Annotated in this window: 18 protein-coding genes; 6 read left to right on the top strand and 12 right to left on the bottom strand. The window is 63.8% G+C overall.

Annotated elements, in window-relative coordinates:
• Positions 1-370: 370 nt before the first annotated feature.
• From AC25Z0_RS16850 to AC25Z0_RS16825, 6 genes are all read right to left on the bottom strand, one after another.
• Entirely contained in the window at positions 371-1,657 is a 1,287-nt protein-coding gene (locus tag AC25Z0_RS16850; RefSeq protein WP_488121250.1) for an adenylosuccinate synthase, read from the bottom strand.
• A 113-nt stretch (positions 1,658-1,770) separates the two neighbouring features.
• Entirely contained in the window at positions 1,771-4,431 is a 2,661-nt protein-coding gene (locus AC25Z0_RS16845) for a M66 family metalloprotease (protein ID WP_488133916.1), read from the bottom strand.
• Positions 4,432-4,924: 493 nt separating this feature from the next.
• Positions 4,925-5,422, bottom strand: a complete 498-nt coding sequence (locus AC25Z0_RS16840) for a DUF3151 domain-containing protein (protein ID WP_488121248.1) — start codon at positions 5,420-5,422, stop codon at positions 4,925-4,927.
• Between the two features lie 72 nt (positions 5,423-5,494).
• Positions 5,495-6,067: a TetR/AcrR family transcriptional regulator gene (locus AC25Z0_RS16835; protein WP_488121247.1), complete on the bottom strand. Its 573-nt coding sequence runs from the start codon at positions 6,065-6,067 to the stop codon at positions 5,495-5,497.
• Positions 6,068-6,085: 18 nt separating this feature from the next.
• Positions 6,086-8,050, bottom strand: a complete 1,965-nt coding sequence (locus AC25Z0_RS16830; protein ID WP_488133915.1) for a YhgE/Pip family protein — start codon at positions 8,048-8,050, stop codon at positions 6,086-6,088.
• A 2-nt stretch (positions 8,051-8,052) separates the two neighbouring features.
• Positions 8,053-8,727 (bottom strand): ATP-binding cassette domain-containing protein, encoded by a 675-nt coding sequence (locus tag AC25Z0_RS16825; protein ID WP_488133914.1) that lies wholly within the window; start codon positions 8,725-8,727, stop codon positions 8,053-8,055.
• Positions 8,728-8,856: 129 nt separating this feature from the next.
• Between AC25Z0_RS16825 and AC25Z0_RS16820 the strand changes: the two genes are divergently transcribed.
• Complete coding sequence (locus tag AC25Z0_RS16820; protein ID WP_488133913.1) at positions 8,857-9,624, top strand: hypothetical protein; 768 nt, start codon at positions 8,857-8,859, stop codon at positions 9,622-9,624.
• A gap of 27 nt (positions 9,625-9,651) precedes the next feature.
• Positions 9,652-11,550 (top strand): YhgE/Pip family protein, encoded by a 1,899-nt coding sequence (locus AC25Z0_RS16815; protein WP_488121243.1) that lies wholly within the window; start codon positions 9,652-9,654, stop codon positions 11,548-11,550.
• A gap of 23 nt (positions 11,551-11,573) precedes the next feature.
• On the opposite strand, the gene AC25Z0_RS16810 is transcribed toward AC25Z0_RS16815, so the two are convergent.
• The 3 genes from AC25Z0_RS16810 to AC25Z0_RS16800 form a co-directional block, all read right to left on the bottom strand.
• A complete protein-coding gene (locus tag AC25Z0_RS16810; RefSeq protein WP_488121242.1) occupies positions 11,574-11,942 on the bottom strand; it encodes a nuclear transport factor 2 family protein in 369 nt (122 codons plus the stop codon).
• A gap of 71 nt (positions 11,943-12,013) precedes the next feature.
• Complete coding sequence (locus tag AC25Z0_RS16805; RefSeq protein ID WP_488121241.1) at positions 12,014-12,706, bottom strand: TetR/AcrR family transcriptional regulator C-terminal domain-containing protein; 693 nt, start codon at positions 12,704-12,706, stop codon at positions 12,014-12,016.
• A 67-nt stretch (positions 12,707-12,773) separates the two neighbouring features.
• Positions 12,774-13,433 (bottom strand): TrmH family RNA methyltransferase, encoded by a 660-nt coding sequence (locus AC25Z0_RS16800; protein ID WP_488133928.1) that lies wholly within the window; start codon positions 13,431-13,433, stop codon positions 12,774-12,776.
• Positions 13,434-13,548: 115 nt separating this feature from the next.
• On the opposite strand from AC25Z0_RS16800, the gene AC25Z0_RS16795 reads away from it, so the two are divergent.
• From AC25Z0_RS16795 to AC25Z0_RS16780, 4 genes are read left to right on the top strand one after another with little or no spacing between them, the layout of a single operon-like run.
• The gene (locus tag AC25Z0_RS16795; RefSeq protein WP_488133927.1) at positions 13,549-14,802 is read left to right on the top strand and encodes an Nramp family divalent metal transporter; all 1,254 of its coding nucleotides are present in this window, start codon (positions 13,549-13,551) and stop codon (positions 14,800-14,802) included.
• Between the two features lie 56 nt (positions 14,803-14,858).
• Positions 14,859-15,503 carry a metal-dependent transcriptional regulator gene (locus tag AC25Z0_RS16790; RefSeq protein ID WP_488121240.1) on the top strand — a complete coding sequence of 215 codons (645 nt, stop codon included), beginning with the start codon at positions 14,859-14,861 and terminating at the stop codon, positions 15,501-15,503.
• 60 nt (positions 15,504-15,563) lie between these two features.
• Entirely contained in the window at positions 15,564-16,364 is an 801-nt protein-coding gene (locus tag AC25Z0_RS16785; protein WP_488121239.1) for an HAD-IIA family hydrolase, read from the top strand.
• Between the two features lie 45 nt (positions 16,365-16,409).
• Positions 16,410-16,544, top strand: coding sequence for a hypothetical protein (locus tag AC25Z0_RS16780; protein WP_488121238.1), 135 nt, complete (start codon positions 16,410-16,412; stop codon positions 16,542-16,544).
• Between the two features lie 74 nt (positions 16,545-16,618).
• On the opposite strand, the gene AC25Z0_RS16775 is transcribed toward AC25Z0_RS16780, so the two are convergent.
• The 3 genes from AC25Z0_RS16775 to AC25Z0_RS16765 form a co-directional block, all read right to left on the bottom strand.
• The gene (locus AC25Z0_RS16775; protein WP_488133912.1) at positions 16,619-18,463 is read right to left on the bottom strand and encodes a hypothetical protein; all 1,845 of its coding nucleotides are present in this window, start codon (positions 18,461-18,463) and stop codon (positions 16,619-16,621) included.
• Positions 18,463-19,011: an orotate phosphoribosyltransferase gene (gene pyrE, locus AC25Z0_RS16770; RefSeq protein WP_488121235.1), complete on the bottom strand. Its 549-nt coding sequence runs from the start codon at positions 19,009-19,011 to the stop codon at positions 18,463-18,465. Before pyrE ends, AC25Z0_RS16775 begins: the two co-directional genes overlap by 1 nt.
• A 98-nt stretch (positions 19,012-19,109) precedes the next feature.
• Positions 19,110-19,259, bottom strand: coding sequence for a hypothetical protein (locus AC25Z0_RS16765; protein ID WP_488133911.1), 150 nt, complete (start codon positions 19,257-19,259; stop codon positions 19,110-19,112).
• Between the last annotated feature and the right edge of the window lie 16 nt (positions 19,260-19,275).

Raw genomic sequence — 19,275 nt, 5'->3', positions numbered from 1 at the left:
GGACGCACCCGACTTCAGGCCTTACGGCTGTCGCTCCGGGGCAACGATTTGTAACTTTTTCGTTCTGACTCCCAAGAGAGAAACTCTCTTGAAAAACCGAACTCATCAAGCAGCGAATGAACGAATTACTTCGTTTTGTTCTGCTTGGGATTGGCCCCGCTTGAGGCCGGTAAGCTTTCCGCTTTCCGAACCTTTGGGGTGACAAGAGAAAACAATACGCTGATCCCCCGATCCCTGCAAACCAGCGCCACATCCCGGGCGTGTCGACGTGTTCAACGTTGATTTTCCGCGGTTTAACGACCATCGCCCCCTGCCGGCATCTACAGATGACGACAGGGGGCGATTGGGGCTTTCGCGACGAACCGGGTGACTAGTCCACGAGGTCGTGGCGCACGACGATCTCGTCGCGGCCGGGGCCGACGCCGATCACGGAGATCCGGGCACCGCTCATCTTCTCCAGGGCCAGCACATAGTCCTTGGCCGTCTGCGGCAGATCCTCGAACGTCCGGGCTCCGGTGATGTCTTCGGTCCAGCCAGGGAACTCTTCATAGATAGGAGTCGCGTGGTGGAAGTCGGACTGCGAGACCGGCACCTCATCGAAGCGCACGCCGTCTACGTCATACGCGACACAGACAGGGATCTTCTCGATGCCCGTCAGCACGTCGAGCTTGGTGAGCACGAAGTCAGTCACGCCATTGATCCGCGCCGTGTAGCGCGCAACAGGAGCGTCGTACCATCCCGTGCGGCGAGGCCGGCCGGTGGTCGTACCGAATTCGAAGCCCTTGTTGCGCAGGAAGTCGCCTGACTCATCGAAGAGCTCTGTGGGGAACGGTCCGGCTCCGACGCGCGTCGTGTACGCCTTGACCACGGCGATGATGCGGTCGATACGGTTCGGCCCGATTCCCGAACCGGTGATCGCACCGCCCGACGTGGCGTTCGATGACGTGACGAATGGGTATGTGCCGTGGTCGACATCCAGCATCGTTGCCTGTCCACCCTCGAACAGCACGGTCTTGCCGTCGTTGAGTGCGTTGTGCAGCGTCAGCGCGGTGTCGTCGACCATGGGGCGCAGGCGCTCCGTGTAGCTCAGCAGGTCTTCCACGATCTCGTCGACCGTGATCGCACGACGGTTGAACATCTTGACGAGCATGTTGTTCTTCTGCTCGAGCGCGCCCTCGACCTTTTGGCGCAGGATGTTCTCGTCGAACAGGTCCTGGATGCGGATGCCGACGCGGTTGATCTTGTCGGCGTACGTTGGGCCGATGCCTCGGCCTGTCGTTCCGATCTGGCGCTTCCCAAGGAACCGCTCGGTGACCTTGTCGATCGTGCGGTGGTACTGGGTGATGACGTGAGCGTTTGCGCTCACCTTGAGCTTGGAGACGTCGACTCCGCGGGCGCTCAGCGCATCGAGCTCTTCGAAGAGAACTTCAATGTCGACCACCACGCCGTTTGCGATAACCGGCGTGACCCCGGGAGTCAGGATGCCGGAGGGCAGCAGGTGCAAGGCGTACTTTTCAGTGCCGACGACCACTGTGTGCCCGGCGTTATTGCCGCCGTTGAACTTCACAACGTAGTCGACGCGAGGACCGAGAAGGTCCGTCGCTTTTCCCTTGCCTTCGTCGCCCCACTGGGCTCCGATCAGAACGATCGCTGGCATGTGTCGTGCTCCTCCTGATGAACTCGCTGGCCGGCCCCCGAAGCGGCGCCGTGCAGCGCAGAATTCACCCCATCTTACCCGGGCGCTGCCCCCGGCCTGCTGGGGTGGCTCCGCTATGAAACAGGAAGCTTCAGGGAATGCAGCAGCGAAAGCGTGTCAGCGCTCAACAAGACCAGCGCGGGATGCGAGCTCGACGTCAGTCCCTTCCAGATCTGGTTGGCACCACTTTGCCTGCTGTACATCCCGGGCGTGCTCGGGGTCAGGTGCTTGTACAAATCGAGGTAACTCGACGTCGCACTCTTCAGGTGACCGTCGCTTTCCAGAGTCCAGACCTGCGACCCGGTCGTGACAGAGCACGACGTGAGTGTCGCCGGCGTGCCTGCGGTGAGGCACAGACCAGGTAGCGCAGCGTTGTGGATAGCGCCGCGCACGTCCGTGATCCAGCGCTGTTCCTCCACATCGGCACACAACTTACTCGTGGCCGTGGCAACGACGCTGTTCTTCCCGCCGACATCGTCGACGCTCAGGCACCGCCCGCCGTCCACGGTGAGCTGGGCACCCTGTGGCAGTCCAACGGATCCGTTCTCCGTCATGCGGTTGTTGACCAGCACCTCAACCAGCTTGTCCCTCGCTGCCGCATCGCCGGCCACCAGCGCCACCTTGTTCTTTTTCACGAACGATTCAACGTCGCTCGCTGCGACCTGCTGGGACATGTAGCGTACGACCACTTCTGCGGATGTCGCGCTCAAGCCGCTGAGATCGCTCGCCCAGCTGGAGAGCTGGAGAGCCGCTGGTGCGGGCAGGATAGGGACGGCTGCGCCGACCAGCTTCTGCAACGACGTCTCAAGTTCGACGATCTCGACCGCTCGGAGTGCGCTGTAGCCCTGGGCTTCGCCCACGATGACGGCCGGGCTTAGCGCCGCGAGGTCGGTAGCGATCGTGATCGAGTCGCCCAGCTGGGTGGTTACGCCATCCGTGCGGCAGTTGATTCCAGCACCGGTCGGCTTGTCGCCGTCTGCGATGTTGACGTTGAACTGTTTGACGCCATCGGTGGCCAGCAGTGCACTGTTCTCTACGTGTCCGTCGAGGAAGGACACGGAGATCCAGCACTGGCGCGTCGAATTCATCACGGTCGTGTCTACTGACCCTGCAGCCGGAGTGAAGACGTTTCCGTAGTTGCTGCGGAAGGCCGGGTACATCACGGTCTGGTCGTCCGTGGCCGGGTTGTATCCGCCGAGCAGGGTGAAGACGGGAACGCCGACCTTGCTGGGCTTCGGCGAGCTGAACGTCGGGTTCTGAACCTTGGCATCGACATACGTGCCGGTCGTGGTGTCCCAGTCGCGGTATCCGCTCGGGTAGGCAAGGTCGGGCACCACAGTCTTGAGCGAGCGCTGGATGATGTCAGCACTGTAACCCGTGTAGTGGGTGTACTCCGAGAGCGTGCTGGTGACCCAGCCACCGGCCATCGAGTCACGGTTGTAGTTGTAGGCGCCCAGGTAGTTCTGCAGGAACGGATCGCCATTCACGTCGAACCCACCGGGCAGGAATGCGCTGCTGCCCGCCAGATTGGACCGCATCCGATCGCGGTAGGCGATGTAACCCCAGCCGCTTTCGCTGTGGTGACTCGCGTTGATGACCTTGTCATCACCGGTCTTGGAACTGTCGACTCCGGGGAAGTGGCCGAGACCGTAGGAGTGGCCGAGTTCGTGGCTGAACTCGTTGCCCATGGAGTCGTAGAGCGTCGCCATGCCGTTGCCACCGCTCAGGCCATGCGTCTGCACACCGTTGGAGTATTTGCCAGCCGAGTGGTGGATGATCCGCTCATTGAACGTGCCCGGCTGCACCTGGTTCATGCTGGAGCTCGACGTGCCGAAGTTTGCGAGGTTGATGCCTGTGCTCACCTGGGCCTTGCCCACGTTCTCACGCAGGTCGCCGCTGTAGACGTCGCCCGTTCCTGTACTGGCATCGGTGTAGATCGCGCCGCTCGCCACGATGACCTTCGAGAGGCTCACTGGTTCGTACTTGGCGACGATCATCTTGGCGACGGGAACTGTCTGGAAGTAGTCTGACCCGGCTTCTTCCGGTTCGTTGAGCAGGTAGTGGCCACTGGACTTCGGCGCGTCAGTCAGCATTCCGAGTTCGATGGAGCTGAGGATGAGCTCAGTGGGAGCGGCGAACTCGAATTTGTCCGCAGCCAGCACGCCTGTCTCGCCGGTATCGGTTGTGAACTTCAGGGACAGGCCGGTCTTCATCACGTCCCACGGAAGCTCGGTTGTCCAGGCCATCCGCGTGTAGACGACGTCTTCCCTGTTACCCGTGATGTCCATGTCCGAGCGCGGAATCCTGGTGGGGTCGTCGAGTGCGATCGTGCGGGTGACGACACCACCGATACTGACCTCGACTTTCACTGAACGTGCAGCCTTCGCCGGGGAGAACAGCAACAGTGCAGCACGCTGCGTGACGAGGGTCGGCATGTTCTTCGCGCGATTGCCATTCGCGTCGATCGTGTGGCTTTGGGCGAACTGCACCTGGCCGCTCAGCGCCCCAGACAGGTCGTTGCGAAGCACTCGCTCAGCACCGGTGGCCGTGGTGTCGTAGAACCCAGTGGCAGCAAGCGTCGACAGGTCGTAGCCGTCAATCGGTGCAGGGGCCGGCGTCGGAGCCGGCGTCGGCGTCGGAGCCGGCGTCGGAGTCGGCGTCGGTGCTGGACTTGGAGCCGGCTCTGGAACAGCCGTCGCCGCAGGGCTCGGGGACGCACTCGGCGCCGGGCTCACCGTCGGTTGCGTTGTGGGTATCGCGGTCGGCGTGGTTGTGGGGCGTGGCGCTGGCTTCGCGTGTGGCCTCGATGGGGATTTCGGGGCCCCCGTCGGCCCCGGGCGCGATGCGGCCGAATTGGCGGCGGCCTGTGTCACCGATTCCGCGTTGGACGATGAGACGTCAGTGGCGCCATCCGATGCAATCCCCGAGCACGCGCTCATTCCGAGGAGAAGCGCTCCAGCACCGGCAATGGAGACGATCCGTCTGGTCAGACGGGTGTTGAGATGTGAGTGGCGGGGCATCGGTGTCCTCGGGGCTCGGATCCCTCGCACTCATGAACGCTGGGGAGTCAGTCATAACTGCTGCAGCAGCAGCACGGACGTTAGTATGACGTCAGACAATGGATGCCAACAATACCCCTACCCCGTATTTGGGGGGTGCTGCATTTTCGTCGGCCGGGTACACCGTAGTGGCCAGTCGCTACCGAAGCAGCCGGAGCCGGCGGGGCGCCTAGTTCGAGGAATCGGCCTGGTCGAGGGCGGAAGCCAGCTCTTCTGGCCTGATCACGGAGATCAGCTGCGTGCTGGTGTGCAGCGATTCAATGCGAGCGATCGCTGAATCGTCGGAATCATTGAGAAGAGCGGTCAGTCTCTCAACCTCATCGAGCTCACCAATTTCCCTGGCGGCCCTGCGAAGCGCGAAGAAGGCCCGCAGAACGCCACGGTTGGGCTCGTGGCTCCAGGGAATCGAGCCTGCTCCACGCCATCCGGCCTTGCGCAGCGCGTCGAGTCCGCGGTGGTACCCGACTCTGGCATACGCGTACGACTCGAGGTAGCGCCCCTCAGAGTGCGCGACATCGGCAAGCTCCGCCCATGCCATCGGTGACGTCGGATGCGCGATGACAACAGCCGCCACATCATCGCGGGTACCCGCGCTCAGCGCCGCTAGTACGTCAGCCTCAGCGGGAAGAAGGGTCTCTGGCTTGTCGAGCAGATTTTTGCCGGTCACCTGCTCAGGCTACCGCGCCACCCTGTGAATGCTGGCGGTTGATTCTTCGTGAGCGCTCGAACACGCGACAGATCAGGGTTTCAGGCTCCCGCTGAGTGAGCTCAGGATGATCGCAGCCACGTCGTCGCGTGACCGCTCCGATTCGAACACCAGCCATTCGAGTCCGCCCATCAGCACCGCACCGAAGACGCTGCTGGCCATCAGGTCACTCGTCGAGCGCGCCTCTGACTCCGGCAAAGCTTCCGCGATGGCTGACGCAAATTCACCCAGCGCGTTGTGGCGAAGGGCAAAGAGCGTTTCCTGCCAGGCCCGATCCGTTCGGAAGATCTCCGCGGCCATCAGTTTGGCCAGCGCCGTGTTCTCTGAGATACGGAGCAGCAGGGTGTCGACGAGTACTTCAATGGCTTCCCAGCCGTGCAGGCCGGAGCGGGCCTCGCGAAGAATCTCCGCGAGGGCACCGACTCCTTCCTCCAGCAACTCCTCGAACAGCTGGTCCTTGTTCGTGAAGTTGTAATACAGGCTGCCTTTGGCCACGCCGGCGAGCTCGGCGACCTCGTCCATGGTCGTTCCGGTGATGCCTTTCGACGCCGCAATCTGAAGGGCTGCGTCGAGGATGGCCTTCTTGGTTCCGCTCACCCGTGGCATGGCAGCACCTTTCCGCGCTTAGATCGTGAGTTCGGGGTGCAGGCGAGCGATCGTCCACATCCGCTGCCTGGCTGCACTCCACGAGCTGATGGCAAGTGAGGCGACCAGGAGCACGGCGAGTAATCCCACCGAAAGCCACAGCCTATAGTCGATCCCGCCGGTGATCAGTTCCCGCAGCCCACTGACGACCCATGACGCCGGCATGTACGGGTGCAGCACCTGGAAGAACGTCGGCGTCGTTTCGACAGGGTATGTGCCACCAGACGAGCTGAGCTGGAGCATCAGGAGCACCAGGCTCACCACACGGCCGGCCGCAGAGCCAAGCAGGATGATGAACATCTGCTGCAGGGCGAGGAACGCGAGCGTTGTCAGATAGATGAACGCGCTGGTCGCCAGCCAGTACACGGGTTCGAGGCCGACCCCGTAGACCAGCACGAGCACCATGATGATGACCTGGCCAAGGCCGATCGCCATGGCCGGGAGGAACCCGGTCATCACTGTGCGGAGTCCACTGGCGGATGTCGCCAGGGCGCGGGTGGGCAGCGCCCGCAGGATCAGCCACGAGATCAAGGCACCGACGAACGTGGCGAGTGCGATGAAGAACGGGGCGAAACCTTCACCAAAGGTCGATGACTCGTTGTCCCAGGTTTGGTCGAGGGTGACCGGGTCGGAGATGATCGACGACTTCTCGTTGATGAGCGATTCTGAGTCATTCGGAATCTGTGCTGCACCATCGGTGAGACCGTCGGCCAGGGTGTGACTGCCATCGACGAGTTGGGTGGCTCCGCTCTCCAGCTGGCTTCCGCCGTCGAGCAGGGCCTCGGAACCGTCGACGAGCGTCTCGGTTCCGGTGAGCAGGCTGTGGGCGCCTGTAGCCAGTGTTGCCGCACCAGACTGGGCGGTCGAGATTCCGGCCGATACCTGCTGTGCACCAGCGCTGAGCTGGCTCGCACCGGTCGCCAGCGTTCCGCTGCCGGCTGCCAGCTGTGCTGCGCCGGCATCCGCTTGCGCCGCGCCAGCCTCAACCTTCGCCGCGCCCTGCTGCAACTCGGTGAGCTTCGGCACGATCGCTGCCGCCGGAGTGCCAGCGGGGAGCGAGTTGATGGTGTCGATCATGGCCTGCACACTGCCCGCAACCTGGGCGGTTCCGGCAGCAACCTGTCCGGTGCCGTCCTTGAGCGTTTCCGCCCCGGACGCGAGGGTGCCCGCACCGGCAGCGAGCTCACCAGACTTGGCGGACAGAGTCGACGCGCCGGTCGACAACGTGCCAAGGCCATTCGACAGGGAATCTGCTCCCGTGGCGAGCTTGCCGGCGCCGTCGTTCAGGGACACGGTGCCATCAGCCAGGGTGGACAGGCCGACAACCAGGTCACCGGCGCCCGCCTTGGCCGTATCGAGGCCGTCGGCCAGCTGGAGCGCACCATCGGCTGCATCCTGGAGACCGGCTCCTGCATCGTGCAGCCCGACGAGAAGAGTGTTGACCGTCTGGTCACCGATGGTGAGGGCGACCGTGTCGCGCAGCTGCACCATGGCCTGCTTGCCGAGCGTGGAGGCCAGGAAGCTGTTGCTGTCGTTGTAGTTGACCTGCAAGACAGACTGCGTCGGACTGTCGGTGCCCGCAGAGATGGCGTTCTCGGAGAAGTTCTCCGGGATGGTCACCGAGAAGTAGTATCCGCCGTCTGACACACCAGCGGCCGCGTCGGCCGCATCCGTGACCTGCCAGTCGAGGTCGTGGCCGTCGAGCAGCTTGTCGACGAGGTCGTCGCCCGCAGTGAGAGGGTCACCCTCACGCTCGGCACCTGCGTCTTCGTTGACGAGGGCAACGGGCAGGTTCGTCAGCTCATCGGTTGGAGCCCAGAACGCCCAGAGATAGAGGGCGCCGTAAATGAGTGGGATAAAGAGGAGCACGGCCAGCGAGATCTTCGGCAGGGTGCCCTTGCGGAACCGTTGCAGTTCGGTGCCGGAGGAAAGGAAGGCAAACACGGTTAGTTCTCCTCGCTGATCGCGATGACGGTGGGGATGTCGCGCAGGGTGGTCCAGAGCTCTGGCTCTCCTGCGGTGGCCGCAACGACGACGACTGTGCCGCGTTCCGCGATGGCCGCGAGGCTCTCCCAGAGAATGCGGCGAGATGCGGATTCGTGGAGCTGCTCGATTTGGTCGACGAAGAGGACTTCGGGGTTCGACAGCATGGCCAGGGTGATGCGGAGCAGAAGGGACTGCAGCTCGGTGAGGTCCCAGATGGTGTCACTCACCTTCGGCAGCGGTGCTGAACCGAAGATCGGCGTGGCCATGGCGGCGAAACGCCGGTCACTCGGCTTCGATATGAACTTCCACCAGGGTGAGATCCAGGATTCGCGCTCACGCACGGCCGCGCCAACGCTCACGGACTCCTCGAGGGAGTCGATGCCGTCGAAACCGGCAATGGCAGTGCGTTTCTGCACGCCGCGGGCAGCACCCGGAAGTGAGTGGCCGAGAACCTCTGCTGAGCCAGACGACTGCTTCATTCGGCCGGCAAGGGTGAGCAGCAAGCTGGTGCGGCCACTGCCGGATGGACCGCAGAGGGCGGTGACGCCCGACCCGATGTCGAGGCTGACCGGCCCGAAAACGGCGCCACGTTTGGCTTGCACTGCAAGGCCATCCGTCCAAATAGTCGACTGCACGTCGAATCCTTCTTTCTTTTGTACTGACCAGTCAGTCTAACCCCACTACCACCAATGTCAATGCGGGACTACTCCTAACAAGTTCGACAACGCCCGCCTAGGCTGAGTGCACTGCAGGTGGGAGGGCGCATGATTATCACGCTCACCGGGGTGAGTAAGGGCCGCCGAGGATCCGCGCTGCCCGAAACCTCAATCGAGTTCAGCAGTGGGCGTGCGAGTCTCGCGGTGGCCGAGACCGCCCAGCGGCCCAGCGTCCTCGGCCTCCTCGCCTCTGGCCGCATGCGACCAGACACCGGCGAGGTGTCCATCGATGGTCAAACCGACTACGCCCAGATGCGCAGGCGAATCGCCCTGATTGACGCACCGGACGTCAACGACCCAGACGTCGACGTCACCGTCTACGCCATCGTTGCCGAGGAGCTGATGTTCGCAGGGCGACCGGCCGGACCTGTCTCTGTGCGTCGCGCCATCTCTGAACTCGGCTACCACGACTGGCAGAGCTGGACCATCGGTACCGTTCCCGCCATCGTGCGCATTCGACTGCTGACGGAACTGGCCACCATGCGCCAGGACGTCGACGCCCTCGTGATCACGGCCCCCGACAGGCACGGCGGAGACCCGGCAGATTGGTGGACACGGGCGACCGATCTTGCCGCCAGGGGCTTTGCCGTTCTTGCCATCGCCGGCGTGGCCTCCGCAACCGCTCTCGGACTGCCGACGATCGCGGGCGGGGTCTTTCATGCGCCGGCCCTGGGCGCGAGCAGCCCCCAAGCCATCGCGACACGCGAAGCCCAGCTCGCCCTTGAGCGCGATCGCGAAGTGGAACTCGAACACGAACGGCCAGGTCTGTCCGACCAGTCGGACTACACCGCCAGGGATGCAGATACCGAGCAGTAACGTCAGCAGCATCAGCAAGGAGGAGTCATGAAGATTCCAGCCATGATCGCGGCCGAATTTCGTCGCCTCACCCGCACCCCCATGGCCGTGCTTGCCCTGATCGCCCTCGGGATCGTGCCACTTCTGTATGGCGGTCTGTACCTCTGGGCCAACCAGGATCCCTATCAAAAACTCGACGAGATTCCTGTCGCCCTCGTCGTGGAGGACACGGGCGCATCCGTCAACGGCACCGAGACGAACTACGGCGATGAGATCGCCACCGAACTGCTGAAGGGCAAGGTCTTCGACTGGCATCGGGTGTCGGCCGAGGACGCCCAAAAGGGTGTCGACAACCAGAAGTACGAGTTCAGCCTCACGCTGCCAGCCGATTTCTCACAGGATATTGCGTCATCGTCCGGGGATTCCCCGACGCAGGCGCAGGTGATCCTCACCACTGACGATGCCAACAGCTATTTGGGCACCACTATCGGCGAACAGGCGGTGAAGACCATCGAGGCCGCCATCGTGGCGAAGGTCAACGAGGAGGCCGCCCTCCAATTCCTTGATGGACTCGCCACCATCAGGGTCAGCCTTGTCGAGGCAGCGGATGGCACGCAGAAGCTCGTGGACGGTGCCACGACAGCGGCAACCGGAGCAGCGAAGCTGGCCGCCGGCAACGCTGAACTGGCGACCGGATCGGCGACCCTGCGGAACGGACTGCAGACACTGGCGTCTGCAACCGCCACGCTTCCATCCGAATCCGCAGAGCTTGCCAGCGGGGCGGCCCAAGTCGCCGCCGGCGATGCGCGGATCGCCACGGTGGGGAACGACGTGGGTGCGGTGTCGCAGGATGTCGTCAATCGGCTTCCGCAGGCGCGCGCGGATATCGCGCAGCAACTGACCAATTCGGGAGTGCTGACGGCGGACCAGATCAACCAGGTCCTTGCAACCCTTGACGAGTTCGGCACGCGGGTGAAAGAGGGAAACTCCCGCGTGCAGGGGGTCGTCGGCCAACTCAATGAACTCTCCGGTGGGGCAGCAGAGGTGGCCTCTGGTGCTCGAGAACTCGCCAATGCTGCTCCAGCGCTGACCCGCGGCATAGCGACGGCGGCATCCGGTTCGAACACCCTGGCCACCGGTGCAGCCCAGGCGAGCTCTGGCGCCACCGAGCTGTCCAACGGCCTCCCTGAACTGGTCAGCGGACTGAATACGCTGCTGACGGGGCTGAACTCTGGGATCGAGAAGATTCCGGATTCATCGCCGGAGCTCCGCGCGGCGCAGGCCAAGAACATCGCGAACCCCGTCGACGTGCAGACCTCGACGATTGCGCAGGCCGGTACCTACGGCGCCGGCCTCGCGCCGTTCTTTGTGGCCCTGGCGGCGTGGATCGGAATCTATTCGCTGTTCCTCATCGTCAGGCCAGCATCACGTCGAGCGATCACCGCGCTGCACTCCCCCATCAAGATCACCCTGGCTGGCTGGCTGACCCCCGCCGGAATCGGGGCGCTGCAGATGGTCGCACTCTTCTTCGTCGTGTCGGCCGTACTCGGCTTCAAGGTCGAAAGTCCGTGGCAGACGTATCTGCTCATGGCGCTCTTCTCTGCCACCGCAGCTGCGATCATCCTTGCCCTCAATATCTGGCTGGGCAGTGTGGGCCAATTCCTGGGGCTGGTGTTCATGGTGGTGCAATTGGTGACAGCCGGCGGCACCTTCCCCTGGCAAACGCTGCCCACCCCGCTCGCAGACGTTCACCATTTCCTGCCGATGTCGTTCGCGGTCGACGGCCTTCGACAACTCATGTACGGCGGCAATATGGCCTACGCCATGAATGACATGGCGGTTCTGGCCATCTGGCTGGTCGGCGCCCTGGTCATCGCGGCTCTCGGCGTGGCACGGATGACGCACTTCCGCACCCTGCGAGACCTGGAGCCGAGCCTGATCGAGTAGGTCATGGCGAGCACCGCAGCGGGCTACAGGGGCGTCTGTTGGTGTGCCGCGACTTTCCAGCCACCGCCCTCGTACAGGTAAGTCGTCGACATCCGGAACTGGCGCGTGTCATCCCCGCGGCTGGCGATGGCGCGATAGACGACGACACCTGCGTGAGTTCCGAGGCGGATGATGGCGGGCTCCATGAGCTCGTAGCTATCCCATGGCACGAACGATTCGAATGCTTTTCCCACTCCCTCGCGGTCGTAGACGCCATCGGGGACGATGGTCAGGGCATCCTTCGTCATGAGGCGCTGGTAATAGTTGCCACCGCGACCGGCGAGAATCGCCTGCCATCCGGCATGTTCCTCGTTAAGAAGGCGGGCGGGCAGATCATCAGTGATCTCAGTCATAAATCCACGCTAGCGCAGCAGGTCGCCGTCGGCTCAGTTGATTCTCACAAACCTCAGGAAGGCTGCCGACTCTACTCCTGGGCGCGAGCCCCTGCAGCCGAAGCTTCAATGCCGTCGAAGATGACAGACAACGAATTCAGGAAGGTGCTGTGGTAGTCGAGCGCGATGAGTCGGGCCCACAGGGCAGTGGCGTTCGGATGCTCGTCACGACTGAGCATGGCCGCCGGCTGAACCCAACCAGGCACGCTGGCCTGCGTGCGTGGAGCCAGTAGATTGCGGGATGCTGTTGCACAGAACGCGAAGGTGAAGCTGGAGTACGCCGCGTAAAAGCGCAGCATTTCGCTGTCGTTCAGCCCGGCCGCCCTCAGAGCGCCAAGCACCGCTTCCATCATGTCGAGCTCGGCAGTACCGACGGTTCTTCCCGCAGCAGCTTCGGCGCCCAGGCACGGATACTCGAGAAAGACCTCAAGGCATGTCTCTGCGCCGGTCGTCAGCAGTTCTCGCCACCGTGCCGGGTCAACGGTGACTCGTTCAATGACGATGCGAATGAGACGGTCGAACAGGGCTGCCGTGAGATCGTCATGATCCCTGAACTGCTTGCTGACAGTGCCTGCATCCAAGCCGATTTCCGCGGCGATATCCCGAAAGCGCACTGCCTTGGTTCCCTGGCGCGCTGCAATGACCATCCCCGCGTCAATGAGCATCTCACGACCAACCGGTGCACTCGTCTTCACGAGTCGCCGCGTCCCCCAGCCAACAACCATGGTGCCTATTGTGCCCCACAGGAACGCACCCGTAGAACGACACGTCTAGGCGGCTCACGAACAACACTCAGAAGGTGACGTGCTGCATGACCCAACTGTGCATCGTCACTGCCGCAGCGGCCGATGCATTGATCGAGCGAGTGGAGCCGAACTGCGTGATTTCGACCACGGAATCAGACGCCGCGATTGCCTCGTCGGAGAGGCCAGGGCCTTCCTGTCCGAACACCAGGACGCACCGTTCAGGGAACGCGAATGTCTCGATCTTTACGCAACCGGGCACGTTGTCAATGGCGATGACCGGGAGGTCCTCACTCTTCGCCCAGGCCAGGAAGTCCGCGACATCCGGGTGGTGCAGCACGTGCTGGTAGCGGTCGGTGACCATGGCGCCACGCTTGTTCCAGCGCTTACGCCCGATGATGTGCACGGTGTCGGCTGCGAACGCATTGGCGCTGCGCACGATCGACCCGATATTCATGTCGTGCTGCCAGTTCTCAATGGCAACGTGAAACGGATGCCGGTGCTCGTCGAGATCCGCGACGATGGCCTCCATCGTCCAGTACCGATAACGGTCGATCACGTTCCGAGTGTCGCCCGTCCGGAGGAGTTCGGGGTCGTACTGCGGCTCGTCCGGCCATTCGCCTTGCCACGGGCCCACTCCATGGGTCGACAGTTCCGCGGTCGGGTTGGATTCGGCACTCGGATTCTGGGGCTGCTGCACGTCTGTGATTTCCACAGTTCAACCGTAGCTGGCCCAGCTGAGCCGCTGTACCGAGGCATCCTCACCCCTTTTCGGTGTCCCTAAATCAGGTTAGGCTTTCGGTATGCCTAAATCTGCCCAGACCATGGAAGAGTCTCCTGCCACGGGCTCGCCCGTCCGCAGCACGGCATCCGTGCGCCTCGTCTGGCTGCTTGGTCCTGCGCTGGTGGCCGGGGTCGCCTACCTCGACCCCGGTAACGTCGCCAGCAACATGACGGCGGGCGCGGCCTATGGCTACCTGCTGGTGTGGGTGGTCATTGCCGGAAACATCATGGCCTGGCTGATCCAGTACCTCTCGGCCAAGCTGGGCATCGTCACCGGCAAGAGCCTGCCCGAGATCCTCGGCCTGCGCATCCGTCGCCCAGCCGCCCGGCGGCTCTACTGGCTGCAGGCCGAACTCGTCGCGATGGCAACCGACCTCGCGGAGGTGATCGGCGGGGCCGTCGCTCTCAACCTGCTGTTCAACGTTCCGCTCCTGCTCGGCGGCGTAATCACGGGCACCATCTCCATGCTCGTGCTCACCGTGCAGAGTCGCCGGGGTCCCCACGTCTTCGAGCGCGTCATCATCGCGCTGCTTCTCATCATCGCCGTCGGCTTCACGGCCGGCGTCTTCGTCTCCCCACCGGATGTCGCTGGCGTGGCGTCAGGGCTCGTCCCCCGTTTCGAAGGCACCAACTCCGTGCTGCTCGCGGCGTCGATCCTCGGCGCGACAATCATGCCGCACGCCATCTACGCGCATTCCGCGCTGGCCCGCGACCGATTCCCCCAGTTCGTCGGGCGCTCTGACACGCGTCGACTGCTCTGGGCGACCAAGTGGGACGTCTCGATCGCCATGCTGATCGCGGGAACGGTGAACCTCGCCATCCTGCTGCTGGCCGCGTCGGCGCTCCAGGGGGTTGCGGGTACAGACACCCTCGAGGGCGCATACCAGGCGCTCTATACGACGCTCGGACCGGCCATTGCGACGATTTTCGCTGTCGGTCTGCTGGCATCCGGTCTCGCATCGACGTCTGTAGGCGCCTATGCAGGAGCCGAGATCATGCATGGGCTGCTGCGCATCCGGATTCCGCTGCTGCTCCGCCGCCTGGTCACACTGATCCCTGCACTGTTCATACTCGGTTCCGGCTTCGATCCCACTCAAGCCCTCGTGCTCAGCCAGGTGGTGCTGTCATTCGGCATACCGTTTGCCCTCATCCCGCTCGTGTGGATCACGGCCAAGCGGGGCATCCTCGGCGCGTTCCGCAATCGCTGGTACACGACAGCGGCCGGCGCCATCGCCGCGGTGCTGCTCGTTGCGCTGAACGTCATGCTGCTCGTCCTCGTATTCAGCGGCGCATAGCAAACCCGCGCGCCGAGCGCCCTAGCTAGTCTGAGAGTCAATGAAACCGAGGGCCAATGAAGCAGACCACCCCAGCCGCTGAGGATTACCTCAAGACCATCTACTCCCACACCGAGTGGCAGACCGAGCCGATCACGCCCTCAGCGCTGGCCACCCGACTGGGAGTCGCCCCGTCGTCGGTGACAGAAATGGTGAAGAAACTTGCAGCGGCGGGCCTCTTGACGCACGTGCCATACGGTCCGCTCACCCTGACAGCTGCCGGACGCCAGCAGGCGACAGCCGTCGTCCGTCGCCACCGCCTGATTGAAACCTGGCTGGTGAGCGAGATGGGCTATGCCTGGGACGAAGTCCACGACGAGGCCGAGGTTTTGGAGCACTCGATCTCAGACCGGCTCCTCGAATCGATGTCGGCCAGACTCGGGCATCCGTCGTCTGACCCGCACGGCGACCCGATCCCAGCGTCAGATGGCACGGTGCTGTTGCCGACAGCGATCGTGCTGACGGATGCCCCGCTCGGCCACTCCGGTACCGTCCTGCGGGTGAGCGACAGGGACCCAGCGGTGCTGCGGCTACTCGCTTCCGCGGGGGTCAGCCCCAGCACGCCCGTCACCGTGGCCGATGCCGGAACGCTGAGATTGGCATCCGGAACCACAGTGAACCTGCCCGCGGAGGCCTGCGCGGCTATCTGGGTTTCGGCCTAGCAAACGTCACAAGGGCGAAACCATCCGCCGATAGGCTGGGGACCGACGAGAGGAGCTCCCATGGCACGCCGTGACGAGATCGAATGCTGGCTCACCGACATGGACGGTGTACTGGTTCACGAGAACAGCCCACTGCCGGGAGCCGCAGCGCTACTGGCGCAGTGGACCGACTCCGGAACCCCGTTCCTGGTACTCACCAATAACTCAATTTTCACCCCACGCGACTTGAGTGCGCGCCTCCGGGCTTCAGGGCTGATCGTTCCAGAGGAACGCATCTGGACCTCTGCGCTCGCGACAGCCGATTTCCTGCGCTCGCAGAAGCCGGACGGCAGCGCCTTTGTCATCGGCGAGGCTGGGATCACGACTGCCCTGCACGAAGCCGGCTTCATCATGACGGAGACCAGCCCCGACTACGTGGTGGTTGGCGAAACGCGCAACTACTCGTTCGAGGCGATCACCAAGGCCATCCGCTTGATTCTTGGCGGCTCCCGATTCATCGTGACGAACCCGGATGCCACCGGCCCGAGCGCCGACGGCCCGCTGCCGGCGACCGGCGCGATTGCCGCACTCATCACGAAGGCCACCGGCATGGAGCCGTACGTGGTCGGCAAGCCGAACCCGATGATGTTCAGGTCGGCCATGAACCGTATCGGCGCGCACTCCGAGAACACCGGCATGATCGGTGACCGGATGGACACCGACATTGTGGCCGGAATTGAAGCCGGCCTCCACACCATCCTGGTGATGACCGGAATCAGCGACGAAGCAGAGATCAACCGTTACCCGTTCCGCCCAGACGAGATTCTGGACGGCGTTCACGTGCTGGTTGCCAAAGAGCCCGTAGAGTCAGACGAAATCTGAGTCTGACGAAATCTGGGCCAGAGATAACTTACGAAGGGCGACGCCATGAGCAGCGATGACGACACCACGATTTACAGCGACAAGCGCAAGCGACGCCAGCGCGTCATTGTCTGGACGATCGTGATCGTGCTGGTGCTCGGCAGCGGCGGCGCGACCGTGCTCAGCCTCATTTTCAACTAGCCACACGCACGTACTGAAACGCCCCCGTCTCCATCGGAGATCGGGGGCGTTTTGTGTCAGACGGATGCCGTGGGTCAGGCCGTGGGGCCAGGACCGGCAACACTCCCGGTCAGCGGCTCACCAGATGAACGGGTGATGAAGCAGTAGTAGCTTCGCTCGCCATTCGCCCACTGCTCGGCTGTGATGGGGTAGGTGCCCTGCAACTGCAGGTCGGGGAAGGCACCTGCCGCGCTCATGTCGATGATGCCTGGCACGGTGCAGAGCACATTGATCTGGGCGGCCAGGGCTGCGTCGCCCGGGAACTCGGCTGCCGGGTCTTCGCCGAATGAACCACGGGATACCAGCTGGGCCGAGTGCGATTCTGCACAGTCGACGACCGTGAACTCTTCGTCCCACGGCGATCCGAATGGCTGCAGGCACTCTGTGCCGAACATGGTGTTCCACGCGTGCACGCCAGGTGCCTGCGGCGCGGTGACCGCCGGCGTCTGGGTGGGTGTCGGTGTGGGAGTCGCGGTCTGAGTCGCTGGCGCAGTGGGCGTCGACTCCGCGATCGGGTCGCCGACCACGCGTTGCCCCAAGAAGAAGAGCCCGACCAGAACGAGCACGCCGACGAGCGCAGCCGCAACGCTCAACAACAGAACGGTGTGTTTTGCGGCTGGCGGCTTCTGGCCCCCACTTCCGGAATCGCCCGCAGGAATACCGGGACCTGATGCGCCTGCGCCGTTACCAATGCCGCTGCCGTTGCTGCCCACCGGCGTCAGGGGTGTGGGCGTCATGAGCTTCGTGGCAACCGGCATGGCGTCGACGGTGGCCGACGTGACTACGGGAACGGCGGGCATGACCGTGGTCGCCGCCGCAGGTCGCTCAGGGGTCAGTCCGAACGGTGAGAACGTAATGGGCGCCTCTGCTGTGCCAGCGGCCGAGGCATCATTGCTCGCCGCGGTGTCGATCGCACCGAACTCGACGGCCGGCCCTGCCAGCAGCGCGCTGAACGGGTCCAGGTCATCCGTGCGTTGGTTGCTCTGCGGGGAGTCAGCCGCGATCTGTGCGGCAGCAGGAACCGCATCGAGGATTTTGGTCTTCTCGGCCTCAGCGTCGGCCTCAGCCTCGATCCCCGCCGTCAGTGCGGTCTCGGCGGTTGCATCTGGAGTGGCGTCGTCAACAACCTCGGCCTGCGCTTCGGCCTCGATCCCCGTCTCAATCGCGGCCTCGGCCTCGATCTCGATCTCGGTCTCTGCCTCGATCTCAGCTGCTGGCTCGAGTGGACGGCGTCGTCCGAAAAGCCCGACCTTGGCAGCGGGGGCAACCGCGGCAACAGGCGCGACGTAGAGCGGTGGCACCGGTGCGCCACCGCGACGGGCAGCCTCCTCCTCAGGGGTGAGAACCAGTGGGGCCCTGGCGGCAGTGGTCCACCACGGCTCTGGGTCAGCCGCGACGGCACGGATGCCGGGTGCCGGCTGGTCAGCCACCTCGAAAACAGGAGCGGTCGCTTCGACCGACACGGCTACGTCGGCGGGCACAGGCATGTCAGCGGGCGGAGTGACCGGAGGCTGAGTGAGAGAAGACGCAGCGGGAGCAGATGCAGCGGGAGTCGACGCTACGGGAGCAGATGCAGCAGGAGCGGGGATCTGTCGCGGCACGGCGATCTGCCCTGGGCCCCACGGCTGAGGCGCCGCGGCGCTCGGCGATGGGGCCGCTGCCGGGACATGAGGAGGAGCAGGAACAACTGGAACAACCGGGGCTGCGACTGCCTCGACAGGTGCAACGGTCTCTGCACCGTCATCAGCCTGAGCTACCTCTGCTGCATCTGCTGCGCCTGCAACATCGGCCGCGTCGTCGACGCCGTCGCCTGCGCCTGCGCCCAGCTGAGCTTGCAGCCAGGCGAGGTCGCCGGGCTCCCGTTCATGCCCCTCCGGCACTAGCTGAGCCCCAGGTCTTCCAACCCGATCGCAGCGTAGTACGGGTAGCCGGCTGCTTCGATGATCTCCTTGGCGCCCGTGTTGCGGTCAACGACCACGGCGACGCCGGCAATTATCGCTCCGACCTTCAGCAGCGCTTCGATGGCCGCAAGCGGCGACCCACCGGTGGTCGAGGTGTCCTCGAGCACGATGACGCGCTTCCCGTTCAAGTCAGGTCCTTCGACCTGCTTGCCGCGGCCGTGGTCCTTGGGCTCCTTGCGTACGACGAAAGCGTCATAGCTCGCACCGCGGGCTGCGCCCTGGTGCAGCACGGCGGCGGCAACGGGATCTGCGCCCATCGTCATGCCGCCGACGGCGGCGACATCCGGAATATCGGCGATCAGGTCGAGCATGACCTGGCCGATCAAGGGTGCCACTTCGTGGTCAAGGCTTACTCGACGCAGATCTACGTAGTAGGTGGCCTTCTTGCCGCTGGTGAGCGTGAAGTCACCATGGAAGACTGCCTTGTTCGAGATGTGGTCGATGAGCTGGGTGCGTGCGTCTGTCACGTCCACAACTTTAGAGTACGAAGCAGCGAGATGCGCCGCGTTACGCGGGCATGCGACACGCGCATCGCCACAGAATCGAAGACCCGGCGCAATCTCGGCTAGTAGATGCGAACGAGGGGACGCTCAGGGGCAGCTCGGTAGCCGTCTTTGCTCACTTCAATGACGCTGAGAACGATTGCTGCAACAGCGATGAGGCCGAGGGCCGAGAAGAAAACAACCACGAGAATGCCTTTCAGAAGTCTGCGCATGTCGAGGGTTCTCGGC

The sequence above is a fragment of the Leifsonia sp. Y862 genome, from assembly GCF_057669585.1.
Note: the sequence above shows the minus strand (reverse complement) of the source record. Positions and strands in the feature narration are given on the sequence as shown.